Below are 22,504 nucleotides of genomic sequence, written 5' to 3'. Positions count from 1 at the left end.
GGCACATGAAGAGAGTTCGCAAGGCAGTATTCCCGGTTGCCGGTCTCGGCACGCGCTTTCTCCCCGCTACCAAGGCCATTCCCAAGGAAATGCTGACGGTCGTCGACAGGCCGGTCATCCAGTATGTGGTCGATGAGGCGCGCGATGCGGGGATCGAGCATTTCATCTTCGTGACCGGCCGCAACAAGGCGGTCATCGAGGATCACTTCGATGTCCAGTTCGAGCTCTACGACACGCTTGCGCAGCGCGGCAAGGACGACCAGCTCGCCCGCCTGCAGCGGCTGCAGCCGGCGCCGGGGCAGACCAGCTTCACCCGCCAGCAGGTACCGCTCGGCCTTGGTCACGCCGTCTGGTGCGCGCGCGAGCTTGTCGGCGACGAGCCCTTTGCGCTGCTGTTACCCGACATGATCATGCAGTCGGAAAAAAGCTGCATGAAGGACATGGTCGAGCTTTACGCCGAGACCGGCAACAACATCGTCGCCGTGCAGGAATGCGATCCGGCCGAGGCGCACAAATACGGCATTGTCGGCCGCGGCGAGGACGCGCATCACGGTTTCCGCATCACCGGCATGGTGGAAAAGCCGAAGACCGGCACGGCGCCGTCGAACCTCTACATCAACGGGCGCTACATCCTGCAGCCGGAGATATTCAAGATACTCGAAGGTCAGGAAAAAGGCGCCGGCAACGAGATCCAGCTCACCGATGCAATGCTGAAGCTGCAGAAGCAACAGCCCTTCTACGGCTACCACTACCGCGGGCGGACGTTCGACTGCGGCTCGCCCGAAGGCTTCGTCGAGGCCAACGTTGCCTTCGCACTGTGGCGCAGCGACGTGAATGCCAGCATGGCCGGTGTCATTCGCACGCTTCTGGACGAACTCGCGCCGTCAGAACGCCGCGGCGTAGCCTTGTAGTTTCAACACCGGCTGCCGCTGACCGGCTAAAGCGCGCCGCGTTCGACCGGCCTCATGCGACGCGCTTTAGGTTCTTGTTTTATGCAAGTCGTTATCGCAAAACCGCTGCACACTTTTGCGCGACATGCATTTAGCGCTGCAACTTCAAGCCGACGAAGATACTGTTGGCCGTGTAGCCGCGCCCAACCAGGTTGCTGGTCAGTTTTTCAGTCCTGGCGCGGGTGGTGAGCCCGGTGTAGCGGTTCAGCCACCACGTCAGCCCAGCCTCGGCGCTCAGCGTCAAATCATGGTCGTCGGAGCCGGTATAGTCGCGCCATTCAAGGCCGAGTGCGGCATTTCCGGTCAGGTTGGCGCGGATTTGCCGCTCGCCGGTGAGGCTGCCGGAATAGAGCATGTCGCCGCTTTCGCCCGCGTTCGTCGTGTTCTCGGCGGTCGTCTGTGCGGTGAGCCCGATCGTGGTGCCGCGTTCCGGCGACCATTTGAGATCGGCATTGACCGTCGCGCCCGAAATCGCCGGCAGGGCGTCGTCGTCGATGGCTTCGCGCAGCCAGCCGACCGAGAACTCGCCGCTAAGCTTCTCGCGGAGATCGACCTCGACGCCGGCCCGTGCGCCAAGCCTGGTCGAGGAGCGCTGGAAGCCGTTTGGATCGACGCGCAAATCATAAGCGCGCCGGCCGATCTCGATTTCGGTGAACGGGGTGATGGCAGGCGAGATCTCGTAACCGGTGCGCAAAATGGCCGTGTAGAGCGTCGAGTCGCGGCCCTTCTGCGACAGCGATCCGCCCGACGAAAGCTTGGCGTCACCGAAGATGTCGTGCTCAACCGCGCCGGTCAGCGCGAAGCGCATCTTGCCGGCATCCTTCTCGACGGCGAGACTGCCGTTCACGGTCTGGCGCACCGGCTGCCCAACGGCACCGACGATGGCGTCCGGCGACGAGGCCGATTCGGGCACGGCCTCATAGCCCAGCTTGGCGATGGCGCGCAGATCACTGTCGAGATCGATGTTGAGCGTGCCGTCGACGCGGCCTTGCGCCTCGTGAATGTCATAGCCGGACAAGGTTTCGCGGAAGATGCCATAGCCCTCAACCGTCGCCGAATTCTCCCGCCAATCGGAGACGGCGTTGAAGCGCAGCGTCGTTTCCGACAGCAATGCCGGCTTGCCGAGGCTGCTCGAATCGGCGTTTGTCGAAGACGTCAGGCCTTGCTCGAGCGTCGGCCGGATCACGAAGGAGCCGATCTTGATGCCTGTGGCGGCGAACGGATCGTCCTCGTTCTTTTTGTTCTGGCCTTCGATGGCTTCGGTGCGCTCGGCGCCGGGGTCGAGCCTGAGCCTTTCGGCGGAATCGACGGTGACGGCACGGCGGTTGACCGTATCCTGCTCGTCTATGGCAGCTGTATCGGTGTCATCGGTCGTCGCCGCGGCTGCAATCGCAGTCCCCTTGCGCTTCTGGCTGTCCGCGGTCTCGTCTTCGGCGTTGGCCGCATTGGTGGCGCGTTGCGTTGCGCTTGGCCGCCGTCGCGGCGGCGGAGCAGGGTTGTCGGGAAATGGGTCGCCGCTGGCCTCTGGCGGATCGAAAGTGCCGCCGGTTGTGGCCGCCTCGCCCGTGCCGTCGTCAGGCAAGGCCCCCGGACTGGCCGGACGATAGGTAGGCAGCGGCTTATTGTCGTTGGCGGTTGCAGCAGCCTGGGCGGCTTGGGTTCCAGCCATGCTCGATTGCCTGATCTTGTACTGCTGGTCGTCCAGGATTGTCGATTCCGAAACCTCGCCGCGCAGCTCGGTTTCCTGGGCGCAAAGCAGCGCCGGCCGCGACAACGCAAGGACACTGGTTGCCAGCAGCAAAGCGCAGACCGCCTTGCCCTTTCGTCCCATTTTGCTTTGAGGCTGAAACCCGGACATCGGCACCACTGCTTGCGCGGCGCACGCGCGCCATACTTACGAAACCGTAAATGGGGATGGTTAACGGAGCGTTGAGGGATGGGCCGTCAAGGTGTTCGGGGCGGCAATTCCGTTGGACAGGCGCGCGCCGAAGCGCTAATCGCATCGTCCATGGACGTGAAATCCCCAGACAGGAAGCGGCACGACGGGCAGGCCGCGATTGCCTCGGCGCTGAGAACGGTGGCGACGGAGCAGGCCGGCGTCGCGGCACTGGCAGACGCTCTCGAAAACGGGCTGGCCGAGCCGTTCGCACGGGCCGTCGACATGGTGTCGCAGATCGATGGCCGCGTCATCGTCACCGGGGTCGGCAAAAGCGGCCATATCGGCTCGAAGATCGCCGCGACACTCGCCTCGACCGGCACGCCGGCCTTCTTCGTCCACCCTGCCGAAGCCAATCACGGCGACCTCGGCATGATCGCCAGGAACGACGCTATCGTCGCCCTGTCGTGGTCGGGGGAAAGCCTCGAGCTCAAAGGCATCATCGCCTATTCGAGGCGCTTCTCGATCCCGCTGGTCGCGGTCACTGCGGGCGAAAAATCGGCTCTGGCGCGCGCGGCGGACGTGGTGCTTCTGCTGCCGCGAGCCCCGGAAGCCTGTCCGCACGGCCTTGCGCCGACGACCTCGACGCTGCTGCAAATGGTGATGGGCGATGCGCTGGCCATCGCGCTGCTCGAGGCACGCGGCTTCACCCCGGACCATTTCCGCACGTTCCATCCCGGCGGCCAGCTCGGAGCCAACCTGACGCAGATCCGCGAGATCATGCATGTCGGCGACAGGCTGCCGCTGGTGTCGTCAGGTACCGGCATGCGCGAGGCAATCCTCGAATTGTCGCGCAAGGGGTTTGGCTGCGTGGCGGTCACTTCGGCGGACGGCAAGTTGATCGGCATCATCACCGATGGCGACATCAGGCGCCATATCGGCAGCGATCTCCTGGCCATGAGCGTCGATCAGGTGATGACCAGAGAGCCAAAAATGGCCGCGCCCGACACGCTTGTTGCGACGGCGCTGCAGACGATCAACGACTCGGCCATCACCAGCCTGATGGTGGTCGAAGGCAGGCGGCCGATCGGGCTCGTCCATCTGCACGACCTGCTACGGATCGGTGCTGCCTAGTCTAGCGGGTTTTCTAGACCGCCTCGACCGTCAACTCCAGATCGGTATCGGCAGCACCCGTCACGCGCACCTGCGTGCCGGCTGGCAGGTCAGGGCCGGAGACGCGCCACAACGTGTCGCCCAGCTTGATGCGGCCGCGCCCGTCCCTGATCGGCTCGGCAAGCGTCGCCGTCCGGCCGACCATCTGCGCGCCGCGGCGGTTGAGCAGCGGCTGGTCGGTCTCCTCATGGCGCCCGCCTACCAGCCGCTTGCCGACATAGGCCGAGACCAGCGACAGCGCGAGGAAGACGACGACCTGGACCTGCCAGGTCCAGAAACCGGCGTCCCAGATGAGCAGCGAGACGACGCCGATCAACAGCGCGGCAATGCCGATCCACAGCATGAAAATGCCGGGCGCGATGACCTCCATAACCAGCAGGACGAAGCCGAGGACCATCCAGCTCCACGGGCCGAGTTCGGAAACAATGCGGTCGAGCATGGCTGCGGCCTCAGGTCTCGCTCGGGCGAACCACCGGTGGGCGGGCGGCCTGTCGTGCGGCGCCGGCGGTGCCTTCGCTCCGGAAAACCTCCTTGGCGATTTCGCCAATGCCGCCGAGCGTGCCGATCAGCGATGAGGCCTCCACCGGCATCAGAACGAGTTTGCTGTTTGTCGCCGAGCCGATCTTGGTCAGCGCTTCGGTGTATTTCAGCGCGACGAAGTAGTTGAGCGCCTGCACGTCGCCCTTGGAGATCGCCTCCGACACCACCTGCGTGGCGCGTGCTTCAGCCTCGGCCGAGCGCTCGCGCGCCTCGGCGTCGCGGAATGCGGCTTCCTTGCGGCCCTCGGCCTCCAGAATCTGCGATTGCTTGAGGCCTTCGGCGGCGAGGATCTGGGCGCGCTTATTGCGCTCGGCCATCATCTGGCGGCCCATCGATTCGACGAGATTGGCCGGCGGGTTGATGTCCTTGATCTCGACACGAGTGATCTTGATGCCCCAGGGGTGCGCGGCCTCGTCAACGACGCGCAGCAGGCGCTCGTTGATGGCGTCGCGGTTCGACAAAAGTTCGTCGAGGTCCATCGAGCCCATCACGGTGCGGATGTTGGTCATCGTGAGATTGAGAATCGCATTCTGCAGGCCGGAGACCTGGTAGGCGGCCTGCGCCGCGTTGAGCACCTGATAGAAGGCGATGCCATCGACGGCAACGGTGGCATTGTCGCGGGTGATGATCTCCTGCGTCGGGACATCGAGCACCTGCTCCATCATGTTCATCTTGGCGCCGACACGATCGATGAAGGGCACGATCAGGTTGAGGCCTGGGTTCAATGTCTTGGTGTAACGGCCAAAGCGTTCGACGGTATAATTATAGCCTTGCGGAATTGTCCGGATGCCCTTGAAAAGCACCAGCACGACAAGGGCGACAAGAACAAGAAGCGCGATATCAAAACCACTGAAACCCATTTGGCTCTCCCCTCAAAGGCCGGCCATGTTGGACATTCCACGCGGCCGACTTGACCAAACACTTAAGTGTGTTTCAGCAACGTTACAATCGGGTGATCATGGATGCCGGTGCATAGACAGGTGATCTGTTCAGGCCCAGCCGGACAGCTCGCGCCGTACCATTGCCTCGATCACCGCCATGCCCTCGGCACTGTCGTTGAGGCAAGGGATGTGTGCGAACTTTTCACCGCCGGCATGGTGGAAGGTCTCGGCCGCTTCCCTGCCGATTTCGTCCAGCGTCTCGATGCAGTCGACGGAAAAGCCCGGATTGACGATGGCGATCGATTTCACGCCTTCACGCCCTAGTCTTTCGACCGTCTTGTCGGTGTAGGGCTGCAGCCATTCCTGCGCGCCGAAGCGCGACTGGAAGGTGGTGATCAGCTTCTTTTCATCCCAGCCGAGTTTTTCGCGCAGCAGCCGCGTCGTCTCGAGGCAATGGGCCTGGTAGGGGTCGCCCTTGTCGGAATAGGGTTTCGGAATGCCGTGATAGGAAGCGATGACAATTTCCGGTTCGAAGTCGAGGCTCGCCAGATGCTTTTCGATCGAACGGGCGAGCGCCTCGATATAGGCCGGCTCGTCGTAATAGGGCGGCACGCTGCGAATGGCCGGGGCATGGCGCATCTTCATCAGCGCGCGAAACAGCTGGTCGTTGGCGGTCGCAGTCGTCGTCGCCGAATATTGCGGATAGAGCGGGAAAGAAAGGATGCGGTCGCAGCCTTGCTCGACCAGTTTGTTGGCCACGCTCTCGGTCGAAGGCCTGCCGTAGCGCATCGCCCAGTCGACGACGACGTTGGGTAGATCGCCGAGCGCAAGCCCGAGCTTCTCGGCCTGGGCGCGGGTATAGGTGCGCAGCGGCGACTCGTTACGCTCCCTGTTCCATATCCTGGCATAGTTGGCGCCCGATTTCGTCGGCCGGGTGGTGAGGACCACGCCATAGAGGATCGGATACCAGATCGCCTTGTTGAGCTCGATGACGCGCGGATCGGACAGGAACTCCCGGAGGTAGCGCCACATCGGCTTGAAGTCGGTGCCGTCGGGGGTGCCGAGATTGATCAGCATGACACCGACTTTGCCGGTCCTGACCAGAGGGCGCCCTGCCGACGGCGAGGCGGTAGTCTTCTCGGCTCTGATTTCAGCAGGGCTGGCACGGGTCATGAGGTTCTCCAACACCGCGAACCAACGGTGCCGCGGCGAAAGTAGCGATGCCGCGCTGGTTTTCAAATGCTGCGTCTGGCCGCAGCTAATCCCAGAAATGCAACACCCGCCCGGTTTGCCGGGCGGGTGCATTGCGTTCCTGCGGCCGGATTACTTCGAGGCCGCCGGGATAGTCAAGGTTGCGCCGACCGGCAGCCGGCGTGGCTCGTAGGCTTTGTTGGCATCATAGATCATTTTCCATTTGGTGCCGTCGCCATAGGCCTTCACCGCGAGATCCCAATAGGTATCGCCGGCGACGATTACATGGCTGCTTTCGGCCGGTGCCGGCTCAGCCGGCTTGGTGGGCTCGGCAGGTTTTGCCGGCTCGGTTGGGGCCGGCTCGGTTGGGGCCGGTTCACTTGGGGCTGGCTGACTCGGGGCAGGCGCTGTCTCGGCGGGCTTGGCCGGTTCGGCCGGAGCAGGGGTCGCCGGAGCCGGTGTGGCCGGAGCCGCAGGTGCCGCCGGCTGGGCCGGCTCGGCGGGTGCGGGTGTTGCCGGCGCGGTTTCCGGCGGGACGGCCGGCGGCGTTTTGGAAATGTCGCCGGAGCCGGCCGGCATTTCGGGCATTGCCGGCTCAGCAGGCTTTATCGGCGCTGCCTCAGCAGGTTTTGGCGGTTCGGCCGGGTTGGCAGGTTCTGCGGCCGGGGCTCCGGTCGCGGCGATCTCGGTGATGCGGCCGTCGAGCTTGGGCGTATAGGGCCGGTGCGCGCCGAGGTAATCGGCAACGACCTGTTCCAGCCCCGGGCCGTAATCATAGGCGTTCTTGGCCTTCTCGGCGAACACCTTGTAGCCGTCGCCGCCCTGGCGGACATAGTTGTTGGTGGCGACCAGGTAGTCCTTGTCCGGTTTGATCGGCGTCCAGGCGCCGCCTTCCATGACCTCGGCCGATTTGACGCGTCCGTTAGGCGGCGCCGATTTGTCGAACGCATATTTCAGGCCGGCAACCTGCGGGAAGCGCCCGGCGCCGTCCTCGACCTGGCTGAGGCCGCTTTCGAGCCCGGCAACCAGATCCTTGCCGGAGATCTGGAAGGTCGCCAGCGTGTTCTGAAACGGCAGGACGGTGAGAACCTCGCCCATGGTGACGGTGCCCTGGTCGATCGAGGCGCGCAAGCCGCCACCATTCGAGATGACGATCTCTACACCTTGGCCCTTGACCCGGTCGAGGACGGCGTCGGAGACCAGATTGCCCATCTCGCATTCGCGGGCGCGGCAGTTTTCGCGGCTGCCGTCGATCGCCTTGGTGGTCTCGGCGACTTCCTTGTTCTTCAAAGCCTCGATCGGCGCGCCGAGTTCCTTGATGCGGGCAAGCACGGCGGGATCGGGCGTGATCGATTTGTCGAGATGGATCGGATCGCCGCTGGCCTCCTTGACGACGCCGTTGTCGTCGAACACGACCTTGAATTCGCCGAGATATTTCGAATAGGACGCCGCCTGCACGACCGGCACTTTGTAGCCGTCCGGATTGTCGACCATCGTCGGATATGGGCCTTCCGCCTTGGGATCGGTGTTGGACAGCAGCGAATGGCTGTGGCCGCCGACCACCACGTCGACGCCCGGGATCTTGGCGATCACGTCGCGCTCGCGCTTGTAGCCGATATGGGTGACCGCGATGATCTTGTTGACACCCTCCCCCTTCAGTTTTTCGACCTCGGCGGTGATCGACTTGACGTCATCTTCAATGGCGATGTTCGGGCCAGGGGTGGCAAGCTCCGGCGTGTCGTTGGTGACCGCGCCGACGATCCCGATCTTCTGGCCGCCGACCTCGACCACGATCGACGGCTTGACGCGGTCGCCGAGCTTGGATTGCGCATTGGCCTTCACATTGGCGCCGAGCACCGGAAACTGGATCATGTCGAGAAACGGCGCCAGCGCCGACTCACCATCGTCGAACTCATGGTTGCCAAGAGCCTCGGCATCGAATTTCATCTGGTTGAGGAATTCGCCTTCGGTCTTGCCTTTGTAGGTCGTGTAGAAGAGCGAGCCCTGGAAATTGTCGCCGGCGCTGAGCAGCAGCACGTTCTGGCCTTGCAACTTCTTGCGCTCCTGGGCGATCGCGGTGACCAGGCGGCCGGCGCCGCCGACGCATTCGCCCTTGGTCTCCTCCTCGGCCGAGCAGGTCGATTCATACTTGTTGTTGCTCTCGATGCGGCTGTGCCAGTCGTTGATGTGCAGGATGTTCAGCGTGTAGTCGGCAAAGGATATCCCTGCCGACAGGCCAAGCGCCGATGCCGACAGCGCGGCGATGGCAGCGATCTTCTTCATTCTCGTCTCCCGGATAACTGGACCAGACGCGTTTAACGCTCTTGTTTGACTGGGATGTAACAGCCCTCTCGGGCCATGTTCACATCGCGTTTCAGTCGATGCAAGCGGAAATCGGTATCAGCTTTGCCGGCGCAAGAAGACGGCGGCTTGAAGCCGCCGCCCTTTGCAAAGTCAATTCGGAATCGAATTTCAGGTGCGCCTGGTCAGCACAAAATTCTGCCCGCTCGCGCTGGTGCAATTGAGCTGGCTTGTGGAGACCATCAAGCAGTTGAAGCTGATCGGCGTCTGCCGGATCAGCGAAGTGCCATGGATCTCGACCGAGGTGCCGCCCGTCATGGTGTAGCTGCCATCGGCAAGCTTCTGGCCGGTATCGGTGGCGACGGTCGCGAAGCTGCCGGCTTTGAAGGTCGACAAGCCGGTGCCCTGTGCGTCGATCCAGGAGCCTTCGACCCCTTTGGCCGTGATCACCGGCGGCTCGCCTGGGCCGGTGGTGGTGCAGGCCGCCAACGTGACGGCAGCGGCTGCGGCAACGCCAGCCGAAAGCAACCTTTGCACAATCGTCATCATCAAATTCCTCTCCTCGGTCCGCCCTCTTCAATCGCCCGATTTCCAGGCGATTGCAAGCTGGCGGAGTGTCGAGGCAACGCTGCTATCGAACGAGGATGTTGCGGAATTGCCACGGGTCTTTGGTGTCGAGGTCCTCGGAAAACAGACCAGGCCGATTGTCGAGCGGTGTCCAGTCCGTATAATAGCTCCTGACCGGCCCGAGATATGGGTTCTGCACGTCGAGGCAGCGCTTGTAATCCATCTCGTCGGCTTCGACGATGCCGGCCTCGGGATTTTCCAGCGCCCAGACCATGCCGGCCAGCACCGCCGACGTGACCTGCATGCCGGTGGCGTTCTGGTAGGGCGCCAGCTTGCGCGCCTCGGCCAGCGACAGCTGCGAGCCATACCAGTAGGCGTTCTTGGCGTGGCCGTAGAGCAGCACGCCGAGTTCGTCGATGCCATCGACCAGTTCGTTTTCGTCGAGCACGTGATGCACGGGCTGAGCCTCGCCGGCGGCACCGAACATCTCGTGTAGTGACAGCACGGCGTCGTTGCAGGGATGATAGGCGTAATGGCAGGTCGGCCGGTACTGCACCTTGCCCTTCTTGCTGTGCAAAGTGAAGAAATCGGCAATCGAAATCGCCTCATTATGCGTCACCAGGAAGCCGTATTGCGGACCGGACGTCGGGCACCATGTGCGCACGCGCGTGTTGGCGCCGGGCTGCTCCAGAAAGATCGCGGCCTTCGAGCCGTTCTTGTGCTTTTTGGCGTTCTTCGGCATCCACGTCTCATGCGTGCCCCAACCGAGCTCGGCCGGCTGCAGGCCTTCCGAAATGAAGCCTTCGACCGACCAGGTGTTCCAGAACACGTTCATCGGCTTGGGTTTCTTGGTGCGCTGGGTGTCGCGCTCGGCGATATGGATGCCCTTGACGCCGGCCTTCTTCATCAGCCTGGCCCAGCCTTCGCGATCATGCTGCGCGGGTTCCGAGAAGTCGAGGCCAAGATCTGTGGCGAGGTTGACCAGTGCCTGCTTGACGAACCACGAGACCATGCCGGGATTGGCGCCGCAGCACGAGATCGCCGTGGTGCCGCCCGGGTTCTTCGCGATTTCAGTACGCACCGTCTCGCGCAGCGCATAGTTGGTGCGTGACGCATTGTCGGCCTTTTCGTCGAAATAGAAGCCGAGCCAGGGCTCGACCACGGTGTCGACGTAGAGGACGCCAAGCTTGCGGCAGAGCTTCATCAGCTCGAGCGAAGAAGTGTCGACCGACAGGTTGACGCAAAAGCCCTGGCCGCCGCCATTGGTCAAAAGCGGTGTCAGCAGCTTCTTGTAGTTCTTTTTGGTCACCGCATCCTGCATGAAGGTGATGCCGCGCTCGTCGAGCAATTTGCGGTCGGTGTCGCGCGGGTCGATGACCGTCATGCGCGACTTGTCGAATTTGAAATGGCGCTCGATCAGCGGCAGCGTTCCCCGTCCGATCGAGCCGAAGCCGATCATCACGACAGGGCCGGTGATCTCACCGTAAACGGGCCAGTTTTCATTCGCCATTTATCGATTACTCCCTCAAAAAACGCTTCGGAACAGCGGCTTGGCCGCGGCGCGACAAACCATAGATCATTGTCACAATAAAGCGAAAAGCGGACGGCCGGCCTCACGCCGCGCCATCCCGGCTACGGCTCGACCAGTCTTGCGAATTCAGGCTTGAAGAGGTCACGTGCCTCGGAGACCGGTAGTTCCAGCAGATCGTCGGCGCAGGCCTGGATGGCATGCGGCAGGGTCTGGAGCCCGAACACCAGAACCTGCTTGTCGCCCTCACGCCAGAGGCTCGCCGCCAAATTTTCGTCGATGAGATCGTCCATGCCGCATTCGGCTTCGTGATCGATATCGGCCTGATCGGTCGGTTTCTTGCGCCGTTGCTTGACCAAGGAGGCGAGGGAAGGGCCTGGCTTGCCATCTACCGTATCCAGGAAAATGTCCTGAAGGCCGAGCAGGACGCCGCGGCGCACATCCATGATGTAGGTGTCCGAATAGTTGGTCGGATGCGCTCCGCCGCAGAAGATGCTGCCGGACTCCCGCCAGCTCATCAGCCGCGGCGTCAGCGAGGTCACTTCGAATGTGCTGTCCTCATAGCCACCGAGGGTGCCGTCGTTCACACCGTCAATCGACCCGCCTTCGTTGAAGCCGGCATATTGCGCCGCCACGCAGCCCAGTGCGCCAATGTTTGCGCGCCAGTGCCTGTCTTGCAGCAGAGCATTCGCGGCCTCGATTGGAACGTTGCCGGACAGTTCGACAATGCGCGGCGTGGCAAATTTGGTGCGGGGGTCGACGACATAGCGGTAGGTTGCGTCCGGCCAACCAGTCGTCTTGCCGTTATCGAGCTGAGTGTCCATCCGCAGATAGTCATAAGGGGACGTTTCCATGGTGAGCGGCGTGTCATTGCCGAAGAACTTCATGAAGCTGAAATCGTAGAGATCGAGCGGGCTGCTGGGCTCGTTCCCGGTCACCTGCCGACTTGCGACCCGTTCCAATCTGAGCGGCAGCGCCTTCTTTCCGTTCCAGCTGCCTTCAAGGGTCTTGCCGTTACTGGATGAGGCCAGGCGCCAGACGGCGGCAATCGGCGCGGCCTTTCCGTTATCGCAATTGTCGGCGCCGCATGCCTCCTCCTCGGCCAGTTCGAACTTGCTGCCCTTTTGAGACCGGGCCTGCAGCGGGATGTCGACGCCCTTCGAGCGGTAGAAATAGCGGCCGGCCAGCGGGCCGCCGGGCGCCGCGGGGTCGCCGGTGAATTCGACGACGATATCGCTCTTTCCAAGCTTGCCGGCATAAGTCACCGGTTCGGCCTTGGCTGCTGTCGACAATGCCAGGATCGTGGCCACGAGAACGACCTGTTTGCTAAGATACTGAATCATTGTTCCCCCGAGCCATGATTTTCAGTCGTTCCGTCAGTCGGTCACGGTCGGCTGTCAGGCCCTTATAGTCAAGTTGTGCCTCATCCAACGCCAGAAGCTGCTCGGCGAACGACGCTGCGAGCGCGGCGCGGTCAAGGTGGCGCTCCAGCACGGCGAGCGGGTCGAGATGGATGCGGATGGTGAAGAGTACGTCGCCCGAAACGGGGAGCTTTCTCAGCGTCTGCCGTTCGACGCGGATAAAGGCATGGGCGTCGATGTCGCCGTCCGGGAATCTCGACGGGCGACTGCTGGCGCGATCGATGCGCTCGAGGTTGGAGAGCGGATGGTAGAGCGCGTCGCCCGCCTGGATCGACCAGTTGTAGCGCTCGACGGCTTGGCCCTGGAGGCCGTCGAACATGCGGTTGATGAGATCGGCCGGGCGTGTGCCTGGGCCGAAACCCGGTACCGGCGCGTGGATCTGCTGCAGCGGCTTGCCGAATTTTTCGGTCAGCGCCCATGACGAGGGGAAGCAGAGCGAGCCGGCCGCCAGACGCCAGCCGCTCTCGTCGCGGCGCATCAGGATCAGATCCTCCTGCACAAGCAACGAGGCCGCGACAAGCGGCGCATCGCTGAAAGGAGCTGCGGTGCCTGAGCCTTCGAGGTTGTCGGTGCCGCCGATCACCTCGATCCCGTCGGCGGTACGCCTGTGGCTCTCAGGAAAGTTCGCCGCCAGATGCGTACCGAGCAGATCGAGCACTTCGCGTTGGGCTTCGCGCGTGGCTTGCTCCTCGACAAAAACCTTGTCGGGAATTTCCGCATAAAGCCGGCGTTTCTCGGCAAGATAGGGCAGCAGATATTCGTCGACCTCGATCCATCTATCGAGATTGAGCGGCTTCAGCCCGATGGTGAACAGTTTCGACGAGCCGTCATAGGGTGTGTGGGTCGGTGGGCGGAAACTCATGCTTCTTTGTAGACTTCCAGTGCGGCAGCGGCCATTCTCGCCGTGAATTCGGTGATTTCGTAATCGGCGGCGCCTGCCTTGGCGAAAGGATCGTCCGCCAGCCTGGCATCGAGCACGTTGCGTGGACCGCGCGCGATGATGATGCCGCCGGTCCTCGGCCGCTTCGGCCCGGAGGCGACAAAAATGCCTTCCGCATAGCAGGCCTTCAGCCATTCGACATGCGCTTGCTGCAGGCGGTCGATCTCGGTCAGCGGCACCTTGTAGTTCAGCGAAACCACGAACATTGTTGTCTCCCGATGCTTCAGCCCAGCCGCGCCGGGATCAATCCGCGCAGCGAGTTGCCGACGAACAGCGCCTTGGCCGATTTCAGTTCGTTCCACGTGTAGACCGCTTCACCGGCGCGGCCTTGATCCAGCAGTTCGCCGCGCAGCACGCCAGGCAGCAGGCCGCAATCGAGCCGCGGCGTGGCCAGCCCGCCGTCGCCGAAATCGGCAAAGACATTGGTGATCGTGCCCTCGCAGATTTCGCCGCGCTCATTGGCGAGCAGCACCTCATCGGCCCGGCCGGCGAGATATTCGGCGCGGGCGCGCGTATAGGTTTGTCGACGGCTGGTCTTGTGGCGCAGCAGCATGTCGCTCGAATCAAGCCGCACCCGTGCCAGCTGCAGTGTCCAGACCTTGTCGGCGGCAAGCGGCTCGTAGGGCTGCACCGAAACCGCGACTTCGCCATTGCGCGACAGGACGAGGCGGGTGCGCAACGCGATCTGTTGGTGGCCAACCGCCTTCATCAGCGCTTCGCCAACTCTGCGCGGATCGCAGGCGAAACCGAGTTCGCTTGCCGAGCCGTAAAGCCGCGCGAGATGGCGGTCGAAACGGAGGAAACCCGAGCCGGGCTCCCAGCGCATTGTTTCGATCAGTTCGAAATCGGCGGTGTTCCCGTCGCGAAACGGGCTTTCAGCAGACACTCCTGGTACTCCTCTTCGGCTGTCGAATCGAAGACGACGCCACCGCCGACATTGTAGACCGCCTCGCCATTGGCAAAGAGCGAGATGGTGCGGATCGCCACCGAAAAGCGCATCCGGCCGCCGGGCGCGATCCAGCCTATGGCGCCGCAATAGACATCGCGTGGGCCACCTTCCAGCTCGCGCAAGATCTCCATGGCGCGGATCTTCGGTGCGCCGGTAATCGAGCCGCAGGGGAACAGCGCGGCGAAAATCTGGCGGATGGTGAGGCCGGGCAAGAGTTTCGCCCGCACGCGGCTCACCATCTGGTGGACGGTCGGGTAGCTCTCGATGCGGAAAAGCTCCGGCACATCGAGCGTGCCAACCTCGCTGATCAGTGAAATGTCGTTGCGCAGGAGATCGACAATCATTCGGTTCTCGGCCTGGTTCTTCTCGTCGTTGCGCAAGAACGCTTTCAGGCGATCGTCCTCCGCCTTGGTGGCGCCGCGCGGCGCAGTGCCTTTCATCGGATGCGTTTCGATCATGCCTTCCGCGTCGACCTCGAAGAACAGTTCCGGCGAACGCGACAAGACGATCGGATCGCCGAGCGCGACCAGCGCCCCGTACTTTACCGGCTGGCGTTCGGTCAGCGCGTTGAAGGCGACCAGTGGATCGCCCGACCATTGCGCGTGGACCGGAAAGGTCAGATTGCCCTGGTAGCAGTCGCCCTTGCGGATGTGGTCATGCAGCCTGGCAAAGCGTGCGGCGTAGTCGTCCGAAGACCAGGCTGCCTTGGCGTCAAAAATCGGGCCGTTGCTAGCCGGCAGATCGCCTGGCGCGACCGTCTCCTCGACCGGCGCGTCGAACACGCCGAGGCAGAAAAGCGGGGCGCGGCGGCCGGCCGGCAGCAGCGGAACGAGCTTGGGTTCGAGCAGGTAACCGGCCTCGTAGGAGAAATAGCCGGCCAGCCATTTGCCGCCGTCATGTGCGGCCTGCACTGCTTCCAGGGCCGGCAAAAAGCCCGCCTCGCAATGCGCTGCGATGATCTCGGCCGGCCGGTCGAAAACGAGCTGACGCGCGGTCTCGTCGTTCCGGAAGATTGCAAAGGGCAGGGGCAGGGACATAAGGCTCGGATGCTGCGGTCACCAGCGATCGATCTATATGGGGGCTCGACCGTGCGCAATCGAGGGAACGGCGTCTCAAGACGCAAAGGCGCGGCGGCAAAAACAAAAGCGGCGCCAGAGGGCGCCGCCTTGTTCCAGATGCCGTCTTGCCATGGATCAGGTATTGCTGGCTTCTCCCGCGGTCGGGAAGCGGCGCGCAAATTCCTTTTCGTCGCCGGCGGCAAGCAGTTTCGCCTGCTCGATCCAGCGTTCACGTTCGATGCGGCCGTCGAAATTCAATGTCGCCTCGATCCGCGTGACATCGTCGGGTGTCCAGGCGGCGATCTGGGCATAGGTCGTGACCCCAAGCCCTTTGAGCAGCCGCTCGTTGGTCGGGCCGATGCCGATCAGGCGACGCAGATCGTTGGCTTTGCCTGCCGCGGTGGCTGTTGCCTTGCCGGTCGCGGCTTTCTTTCCAGCTGGCGCGGCCTTGCTTGCCACCGGCGCAGCCTTGCTTGCCGCTGGTGCGGTCCTGGGCGCGGCGCTCGCTTTCGATGCAGGCGGTTTCGGCGTTGCCGTTTTCGCGGCACTTGCGTGTGGCGCGGTCGCGGCCTTCGCCGTTACAGATTTTTTCGGCGCCGGTTTGGCTGGTGCGGATGTCGACATCAGGGTTGACGGCGCCTGCATCGCGGCTTTGGTCGCGCCGGTCTTGGCGGCTGGCGCCTTCGCTGTTGCCGCGGTTGGCGCCTTGGCGGCCGGCGCCTCGCCTAGCCGCCGCTCGAGGTCGGCGCGGGCGCGGCCGCATGCATCCAACTCACCAGTCAGACGGTCGCTATCGGCCCGCAATCTGTCACGTTCGCTGCGCGTGCGGTCGAGATCGCCACGCAAACTGTCGAGCTCGCCGCGCAGGCGTCCCCAAATGAACCAGCCAACCAACACACCTACCAGGAACGCCAGGAGCATGTAGAAAAAAGTGCCCATTGTCTTTCTCTCTCCAGTCCGATCCGTCCGCCCTGGCCTGTGGGGCCATGACCTCGGCGAAGGACCATTCGATGGTGGTTCCGCAATCTGCAGAACAGCCGGCTTCGATCGAGCTGTCGGCAACCGGTTTGCCCCTGGCCAACAACCGTTGTCGCATCCGCCGACGCGCCATGACCGGTCGGGATTTTCCGACCGGATCCATTCGTGCCCGGCTGAGCTTGAGGGCGGACGCTATCATACAGCTTACGGGAATCTAACGGAAAACTTCCATGGAAAGTTATTTAAGAACAAATATCCAAGACAAGAATAGAACCATCGCCAATATGCATTGCAGCTAAACTGTTCTGGAAAACCCGGTCATCCGGTGTTGCGCATCACCCAGTGTTGCGCATCAATTGTCCAGTGCTTCCAGCTCGTCGATCAGTCCGCTGATCACGCCAAGCCCGATCTGCCAGAAGGCAGGGTCGGCCGCGTCGAGGCCGAACGGCGCCAGAAGCTCGGAATGATGCTTGGTGCCGCCGGCGCGCAGCATGGCAAAATATTTGTCCTGAAAGCCGCGCTCGGCGTTCTGGTAGACCGCGTAGAGCGAGTTCACAAGGCAATCGCCGAATGCATAGGCATAGACGTAGAAAGGCGAGTGGATGAAGTGCGGGATATAGGTCCAGAAAACCTCGTATCCCTCGCGCAGCTTGATCGCCGGCCCGAGGCTTTCCGCCTGCACTTCCAGCCAGAGCTGGCCGAGCTTGTCGGAGGTCAATTCGCCGCTCTTGCGCTCGGCATGCACCTTGCGCTCGAACTCGTAGAAGGCGACCTGGCGCACGACCGTGTTGATCATGTCCTCGACCTTCTGGGCGAGCATGGTCTTGCGTTCGCGCTTGTCGGTGGTCTGCTCGAGCAGCGAGCGGAAGGTCAGCATCTCGCCGAACACCGATGCGGTTTCGGCCAGCGTCAGCGGCGTCGATGCCATCAAGGCGCCCTGGCCGCCGGCCAGCACCTGGTGCACGCCGTGGCCGAGCTCGTGCGCCAGCGTCATCACGTCGCGCGGCTTGCCCATGTAGTTGAGCAACACATAGGGATGCGCCGACGGTACGGTCGGATGGGCGAAGGCACCAGGCGACTTGCCGGGTCTCACCGGTGCATCGATCCAGTTGCGGTCGAAGAAAATTCTGGCGATCTCCGCCATGTCGGGCGAAAAGCGCTGGTAGGCGGAAAGCACGGTGTTCTTGGCCTCGTCCCAGCCGATGACCGCCTGCGGGCTCTCCGGCAGGGGCGCATTGCGGTCCCAGTGGTTCATCACCTCCATGCCGAGCCAGCGCGCCTTCATCGCATAGTAGCGATGCGACAGGCGCGGATAGGCGTCGCGAACGGCGGCTGCGAGCGCATCCACCACGCTGCGTTCGACGCGGTTGGCGAGGTGGCGGGAATCGGCAATGTCTTCGAAGCCGCGCCAGCGGTCGGAGATATCCTTGTCTTTGGCCAGCGTGTTGGTGACCAGCGTGAAGACGCGCAAATTCTTGCGAAAAGTTGCGGCCAGCGCCTCGGACGCCCGGCGGCGCACCTCGCCGTCGGCATCCTGAAGGCGATTGAGTGCCGGCTCCAGCGTCAACTCCTCGCCGTCGACGTCGAAGCGCAAATCGGTCATCGTCTCGTCGAACAGGCGGTTCCAGGCCCCGCGCCCGGTGACCGACTTTTCGTGGAAGAGCTGCTCGATGCGGTCTTCGAGCTGATAGGGCTTATCCTTGCGCAGATCGAGCACCCAGGGCCGGTAGTGGGCGAAGGCCGGATCGGCGGCGAGTGCGTTTTCGATCGCGCCATCGTCGATGAGGTTCAGCTCGAGCGCGAAAAACAGCAGGTGCGCGCTGGCATCGGTCATCTTTTCCTGGATGTCGCCATAGAGCTTGGCGCGCTGCGGATCCGACGTGTTGCCGGCATAGACAAGCCCGGCATAGGAGACGATCCGGCCGATCAGCTCCTCCAGCGCTTCATAGGCCTGAAGCGCCTCGCCCAGCCTGCCGGCGCTGCCACGCCCGGCCTCGGCGGCGAGCGTGCCTTTCCAACGGCTTTCGAAGGCGATGGCATCGGCGGCGGCCTGGGCGATGTCGCGCTTCAGCTCGGGCGCTTCCATGCCCGAATAGAGATCGGCCAGGTTCCATTCCGGCAGGTCGCCAAGCTCCGCCGCGCCCTGACCGGGCGCTGCCGCCAGCTTTCGAGCAAAAACCATGCGCATTGCCGATCCTTCCAGATACGAAATTCAGGGAAACGAGAAGCCGGTCAAATCCTAAGGAATTCGTTCACCGGGTTTTTTGAAAGCTTATTTAGAACCCTGTGCCAAGATGATCCATAGGGCGCATTCTCGGGCGGGCACGGGCGGATCAGTCATGGCAGCTTCCATACTCATAGTCGATGACGATCCCGTGCAGCGCAGGCTGCTCGAGGCGGCGGTGACGAAATTCGGCCACACGGCGATCGTCGCCGATGGCGGCGAGGCCGGTCTCGATCTCGTCGACGGGCCCAATGCGCGCGACATCTCGGTGGTCATCCTCGACCTGATGATGCCCGGGCTCGACGGCATCGGCGTGCTGAAGGCGATGCGCGAGCGTGGCATCCACATTCCCGTCATCGTGCAGACCGCGCAGGGCGGCATCGAAACCGTCGTTTCGGCAATGCGTCACGGCGCCTTCGACTTCGTCGTCAAGCCGGCCTCTCCCGACAGGCTGCAGGCGTCGATCGGCAACGCCCTCAAGGTCGAGGCGCTCGAAGGCGAAGTGAAGCGCTCGTCACGGCAGCGCGGCGGCCATCTGACCTTCAAGGACATGATCACCCACAGTCCAGCGATGGACCGGGTGATCCGGCTCGGCCGCAAGGCTGCGGCGTCCAACATTCCGATCCTGATCGAAGGTGAATCCGGCGTCGGCAAGGAACTGGTAGCGCGCGCCATCCAGGGCAGCGGCGACCGCCGCTCGAAACCCTTCGTCACCGTCAATTGTGGCGCCATCCCCGACAATCTGGTCGAATCGATCCTGTTCGGTCACGAGAAGGGCTCGTTCACCGGCGCCACCGAAAAACATACCGGCAAGTTCGTCGAAGCGCACACCGGCACGCTGTTTCTTGACGAAATCGGCGACCTGCCGCTCGACGTGCAGGTCAAGCTGTTGCGCGCGGTGCAGGACGGCGAGGTCGATCCGGTTGGCGGGCGCTCGACCGTCAGGGTTGACATCAGGCTGATCTCGGCAACCCATCGCAACCTGCTGCAGCAGGTCAAGGACGGCAAGTTCCGCGAGGACCTGTTCTACCGGCTGAACGTCTATCCGATCTTCGTGCCGCCATTGCGCGACCGTCGCGACGACATCCCCTACCTGGTCGAGCACTTCATGGAGAAGGTGGCGCCCGCCGATCCGCGCCACCGCCTGCGAGGCATCTCGGCTGCGGCGCTTGCCATGCTGCAGGCCTACGACTGGCCGGGCAACATAAGGCAGCTCGAAAACGCCGTCTTCCGGGCTTCGGTGCTCGCCGACGGCGACATGCTGACCGAAGAAGAATTCCCGCAGATCCGGGCGCAGGTCGAGGGCACGGTCAATCTCGATGCGGGTATCGCCTTGCCAGCTTCAGGGGGGCCAGCTCCAGGGGGGCCAGCTCCAGGGTGGCCAGCTTCCAGCTTGGCTTCGGGCAGCCAGCCGCGCGACAGCATACCGGCCGCCGGCGGCATCGCAGCCGCCGACCCCGATGCGCCGGCCATGCCTCGTTTCGGCACGCTGCGGGCGCTCGACGAGCGCGGCAATGTGCGTGCGCTGGCCGACGTCGAGCTCGAAATGATCAAGCTCGCCATCGACCACTACAACGGCCAGATGAGCGAGGTCGCCCGCCGCCTCGGCATCGGCCGGTCGACGCTCTACCGCAAGCTCAAGGAATACGGCATCGACCCGGAAACCGGCCGCGTCGAACGGCTCGCTTCCTGAGCCACAGGGCCAAGCGGGTTCTCATCCGGACATCCATTCGAAGCACGCACGCCTCGAAACGAGGTATTCGGCGCAGTGTTCACGTATTAAGGCGGACGGTAACAGATCGTGTTTCGAGCTAGCGCCAAAACATGATCTAAACCAGCGGTTTACCAAGATATCCTGCGCAATATTTTTGGCGGGATATCGCCACCGTGTTACCGCATTTCGGCTTCAATAAGCGATGATTAACCATTAGGATCGATATTCGGATGCATACACCACGCATCCGTTTGGTCAAATCCGGGGACAAAACGGCAGCCTGCAAGGCCTTTTGATTTGAACAGAATCGAACGACACAAAAACGGGCGGCATTATCACATGAGCGTCTGGCCGAGATGGCTGGCAGCGGTGATTGTTACCGTCGGGTTCCTTGCAGCGGCGGCAACCGGCGCCAGCGCCGAGACACGTTCGCTGAAGCTCTATCATCTCCACACGCATGAAAAGGCGGAGATCGTCTACAAGCGCAATGGCCGCTACGACCAGGCGGGCTTGCGAAAAATCAACATCATCCTGCGCGACTGGCGTCGCAACGAGCCGACCAAGATGGATCCGCGCCTGCTGGACCTGGTCTGGGAAGCGTATCGGGAGAGCGGCGCCACCGATTACATCCAGGTCGTCTGCGGCTATCGTTCGCCGGCCACGAATTCGATGCTGCGCAGCCGCAGCAGGGGCGTCGCCGAGAAGAGCCAGCACATGCTCGGCAGGGCGATGGATTTCTACATTCCCGGCGTCCCACTGAAGAAGCTGCGCGACATCGGCCTCAGGATGCAGGGCGGCGGCGTCGGCTACTATCCCAGCTCCGGCTCGCCCTTCGTGCATATGGATGTCGGCAATGTGCGCCACTGGCCCGGCATCAGCCGCCAGGAGCTGGCGCGCGTGTTCCCCAACGGCAAGACCCTGCATGTGCCGAGCGACGGCAAGCCGCTGCCTGGTTATCAACAGGCGCTCGCCTCCTATAAGGCCCGCAAGGGCGCCGGCGCGCCGGCCATCGAACTGGCCAGCGCAAGCGGCGGTGCAAAAAAATCCCGCGGGTTCCTGGCAGCCTTCTTCGGCGGCGGCGACGACGAGGCGGACGACAGCGCCGACGTGGCGATGGCCGAGCCAGCGCCAAAGCCCCGTAACGTGAAGCCGGCGCCGTCCGCCAAGAGCAGCAACTTGCCTGGCATTGCCATCGTGGCGCCTCAGGACGCCAAGCGCGCCGAGATTCCGGAAGCCGCCGATGCTCCGGCGCCTGCGCCTGAACCGGAGAACGACACGCCAGAGACGATCATCGCGGCATTGCCGGCGCGCAGCATTCCGCTGCCGGATTTTGCTCCGCGTCCGAAGACCGACGTCGGCGCCCAGCCGCCTGAAAACGTTCCGTTCGGCGTGGCGGATGCGGCTGGATCGACCGAACAGGCGGTGGCGACCGCGCAAGCGCCGGCAAGCATGGCGCCTGAAAACGTTCCGTTCGGCATGGCAGACCCGTCTGCTGCGGCCGGCCCGGTGCAGGTCGCGGCCAACACCATTCCCGTGCCGAACTGGCGGCCCGATCATTCGCTGCCGGCCGATCTTTCGACGGCTAGTCTTGCGCCGCAGGACAAGCAAGTGTTGCTGGCGCTGGCGAGTGCGGCCGAGCGGAGCAACACCGCCACCGACGCATTCTCCGTATTGCCGTCGGCGCGGCCCGACAGTTCGCAGCCCGACGAGGTCAAGGCCGTTCTGGAACGGGTCAGCGCGACCGACGAATACAAGGTCGCGTCGCTTTCCGAGCAAGCATCGGTGTTCGAGGAACCGGCGAACGACGACGGGGCATCGAGCGACGGGGCATCGCCGCGCGAGGCCATCGTTGCCCGCCCGACCGGCTCCGATCCGGCGGCCGTCATCGGTGCGGGCGTGAAGACCACACGCAAGGAACCCAGGGCTACCGCCCGCGACCTGAAACCCGGCCCCAAGCCGGTGGTGGTCGCCGCCGCGCCGCAGGCCGCCCGTTGGGCGCTGCACAGCGGTGAGTATGTCGCAACCGTTTCAGATGCGACAACGGCGCCGCGCTACGCCTACGACTTCGTCCGTACGGCACCGAGCGAGGTCTATACCGTGGGCTTCCAGCCGGGCAACGAAATGGCCGACGCCAACCGGTTCACCGGCAAGGCCGTCAAGTTCATGTCGGTAGCCCGCTTCAAGACCGAGTAGGCCGCGCTGGGCATCCCGCG

General features: G+C 63.3%; 18 protein-coding genes. 4 read left to right on the top strand and 14 right to left on the bottom strand.

The window, feature by feature from the left end; all coding sequences use genetic code 11:
- Positions 1–5: 5 nt before the first annotated feature.
- Positions 6–911 carry a UTP--glucose-1-phosphate uridylyltransferase GalU gene (gene galU / locus NKJ40_RS09475; protein ID WP_352465852.1) on the top strand — a complete coding sequence of 302 codons (906 nt, stop codon included), beginning with the start codon at positions 6–8 and terminating at the stop codon, positions 909–911.
- A gap of 130 nt (positions 912–1,041) precedes the next feature.
- On the opposite strand, the gene NKJ40_RS09470 is transcribed toward galU, so the two are convergent.
- Positions 1,042–2,781 carry an outer membrane beta-barrel protein gene (locus tag NKJ40_RS09470; RefSeq protein ID WP_502903697.1) on the bottom strand — a complete coding sequence of 580 codons (1,740 nt, stop codon included), beginning with the start codon at positions 2,779–2,781 and terminating at the stop codon, positions 1,042–1,044.
- Between the two features lie 177 nt (positions 2,782–2,958).
- On the opposite strand from NKJ40_RS09470, the gene NKJ40_RS09465 reads away from it, so the two are divergent.
- On the top strand, positions 2,959–3,960 hold the full coding sequence (locus NKJ40_RS09465) for a KpsF/GutQ family sugar-phosphate isomerase (protein WP_352465957.1): 1,002 nt from the start codon (positions 2,959–2,961) through the stop codon (positions 3,958–3,960).
- Positions 3,961–3,973: 13 nt separating this feature from the next.
- Here the strand turns inward: NKJ40_RS09465 and NKJ40_RS09460 are convergent, their stop codons facing one another.
- From NKJ40_RS09460 to NKJ40_RS09400, 13 genes are all read right to left on the bottom strand, one after another.
- Positions 3,974–4,438, bottom strand: a complete 465-nt coding sequence (locus NKJ40_RS09460; protein ID WP_352465850.1) for an NfeD family protein — start codon at positions 4,436–4,438, stop codon at positions 3,974–3,976.
- Positions 4,439–4,448: 10 nt separating this feature from the next.
- On the bottom strand, positions 4,449–5,399 hold the full coding sequence (locus tag NKJ40_RS09455; protein WP_292664671.1) for an SPFH domain-containing protein: 951 nt from the start codon (positions 5,397–5,399) through the stop codon (positions 4,449–4,451).
- A gap of 129 nt (positions 5,400–5,528) precedes the next feature.
- A complete protein-coding gene (hemH, locus tag NKJ40_RS09450) occupies positions 5,529–6,593 on the bottom strand; it encodes a ferrochelatase (protein ID WP_352465849.1) in 1,065 nt (354 codons plus the stop codon).
- 150 nt (positions 6,594–6,743) lie between these two features.
- Positions 6,744–8,894 (bottom strand): 5'-nucleotidase C-terminal domain-containing protein, encoded by a 2,151-nt coding sequence (locus NKJ40_RS09445; RefSeq protein ID WP_352465848.1) that lies wholly within the window; start codon positions 8,892–8,894, stop codon positions 6,744–6,746.
- 189 nt (positions 8,895–9,083) lie between these two features.
- A complete protein-coding gene (omp10, locus tag NKJ40_RS09440; protein ID WP_352465956.1) occupies positions 9,084–9,458 on the bottom strand; it encodes an outer membrane lipoprotein Omp10 in 375 nt (124 codons plus the stop codon).
- A gap of 85 nt (positions 9,459–9,543) precedes the next feature.
- The gene (locus NKJ40_RS09435) at positions 9,544–10,989 is read right to left on the bottom strand and encodes a homospermidine synthase (RefSeq protein WP_352465847.1); all 1,446 of its coding nucleotides are present in this window, start codon (positions 10,987–10,989) and stop codon (positions 9,544–9,546) included.
- Positions 10,990–11,111: 122 nt separating this feature from the next.
- On the bottom strand, positions 11,112–12,350 hold the full coding sequence (locus tag NKJ40_RS09430; protein ID WP_352465846.1) for a hypothetical protein: 1,239 nt from the start codon (positions 12,348–12,350) through the stop codon (positions 11,112–11,114).
- Positions 12,334–13,290: a heme-dependent oxidative N-demethylase family protein gene (locus NKJ40_RS09425; RefSeq protein ID WP_352465845.1), complete on the bottom strand. Its 957-nt coding sequence runs from the start codon at positions 13,288–13,290 to the stop codon at positions 12,334–12,336. The genes NKJ40_RS09430 and NKJ40_RS09425 overlap by 17 nt, the downstream gene beginning before the upstream one ends.
- Positions 13,287–13,574 carry a YciI family protein gene (locus NKJ40_RS09420; protein WP_352465844.1) on the bottom strand — a complete coding sequence of 96 codons (288 nt, stop codon included), beginning with the start codon at positions 13,572–13,574 and terminating at the stop codon, positions 13,287–13,289. The genes NKJ40_RS09425 and NKJ40_RS09420 overlap by 4 nt, the downstream gene beginning before the upstream one ends.
- Before the next feature lie 17 nt (positions 13,575–13,591).
- Positions 13,592–14,254, bottom strand: coding sequence for an aminotransferase class IV family protein (locus tag NKJ40_RS09415; RefSeq protein ID WP_352465843.1), 663 nt, complete (start codon positions 14,252–14,254; stop codon positions 13,592–13,594).
- Entirely contained in the window at positions 14,203–15,354 is a 1,152-nt protein-coding gene (locus tag NKJ40_RS09410) for an aminodeoxychorismate synthase component I (RefSeq protein WP_352465842.1), read from the bottom strand. Before NKJ40_RS09410 ends, NKJ40_RS09415 begins: the two co-directional genes overlap by 52 nt.
- Before the next feature lie 156 nt (positions 15,355–15,510).
- On the bottom strand, positions 15,511–16,314 hold the full coding sequence (locus NKJ40_RS09405) for a helix-hairpin-helix domain-containing protein (protein ID WP_352465841.1): 804 nt from the start codon (positions 16,312–16,314) through the stop codon (positions 15,511–15,513).
- A gap of 391 nt (positions 16,315–16,705) precedes the next feature.
- The gene (locus NKJ40_RS09400) at positions 16,706–18,541 is read right to left on the bottom strand and encodes a M3 family oligoendopeptidase (protein ID WP_352465840.1); all 1,836 of its coding nucleotides are present in this window, start codon (positions 18,539–18,541) and stop codon (positions 16,706–16,708) included.
- Positions 18,542–18,692: 151 nt separating this feature from the next.
- Between NKJ40_RS09400 and NKJ40_RS09395 the strand changes: the two genes are divergently transcribed.
- A complete protein-coding gene (locus NKJ40_RS09395) occupies positions 18,693–20,270 on the top strand; it encodes a sigma-54-dependent transcriptional regulator (protein WP_352465839.1) in 1,578 nt (525 codons plus the stop codon).
- Positions 20,271–20,630: 360 nt separating this feature from the next.
- Positions 20,631–22,484: a peptidoglycan L,D-endopeptidase MepK gene (gene mepK / locus NKJ40_RS09390; RefSeq protein WP_352465838.1), complete on the top strand. Its 1,854-nt coding sequence runs from the start codon at positions 20,631–20,633 to the stop codon at positions 22,482–22,484.
- Positions 22,485–22,504: the final 20 nt, after the last annotated feature.

This window comes from Mesorhizobium sp. M0119 (assembly GCF_040322615.1).
In the GTDB taxonomy this organism is placed as follows: domain Bacteria; phylum Pseudomonadota; class Alphaproteobacteria; order Rhizobiales; family Rhizobiaceae; genus Mesorhizobium.
This window is presented reverse-complemented; position numbering and strand designations above follow the sequence as displayed.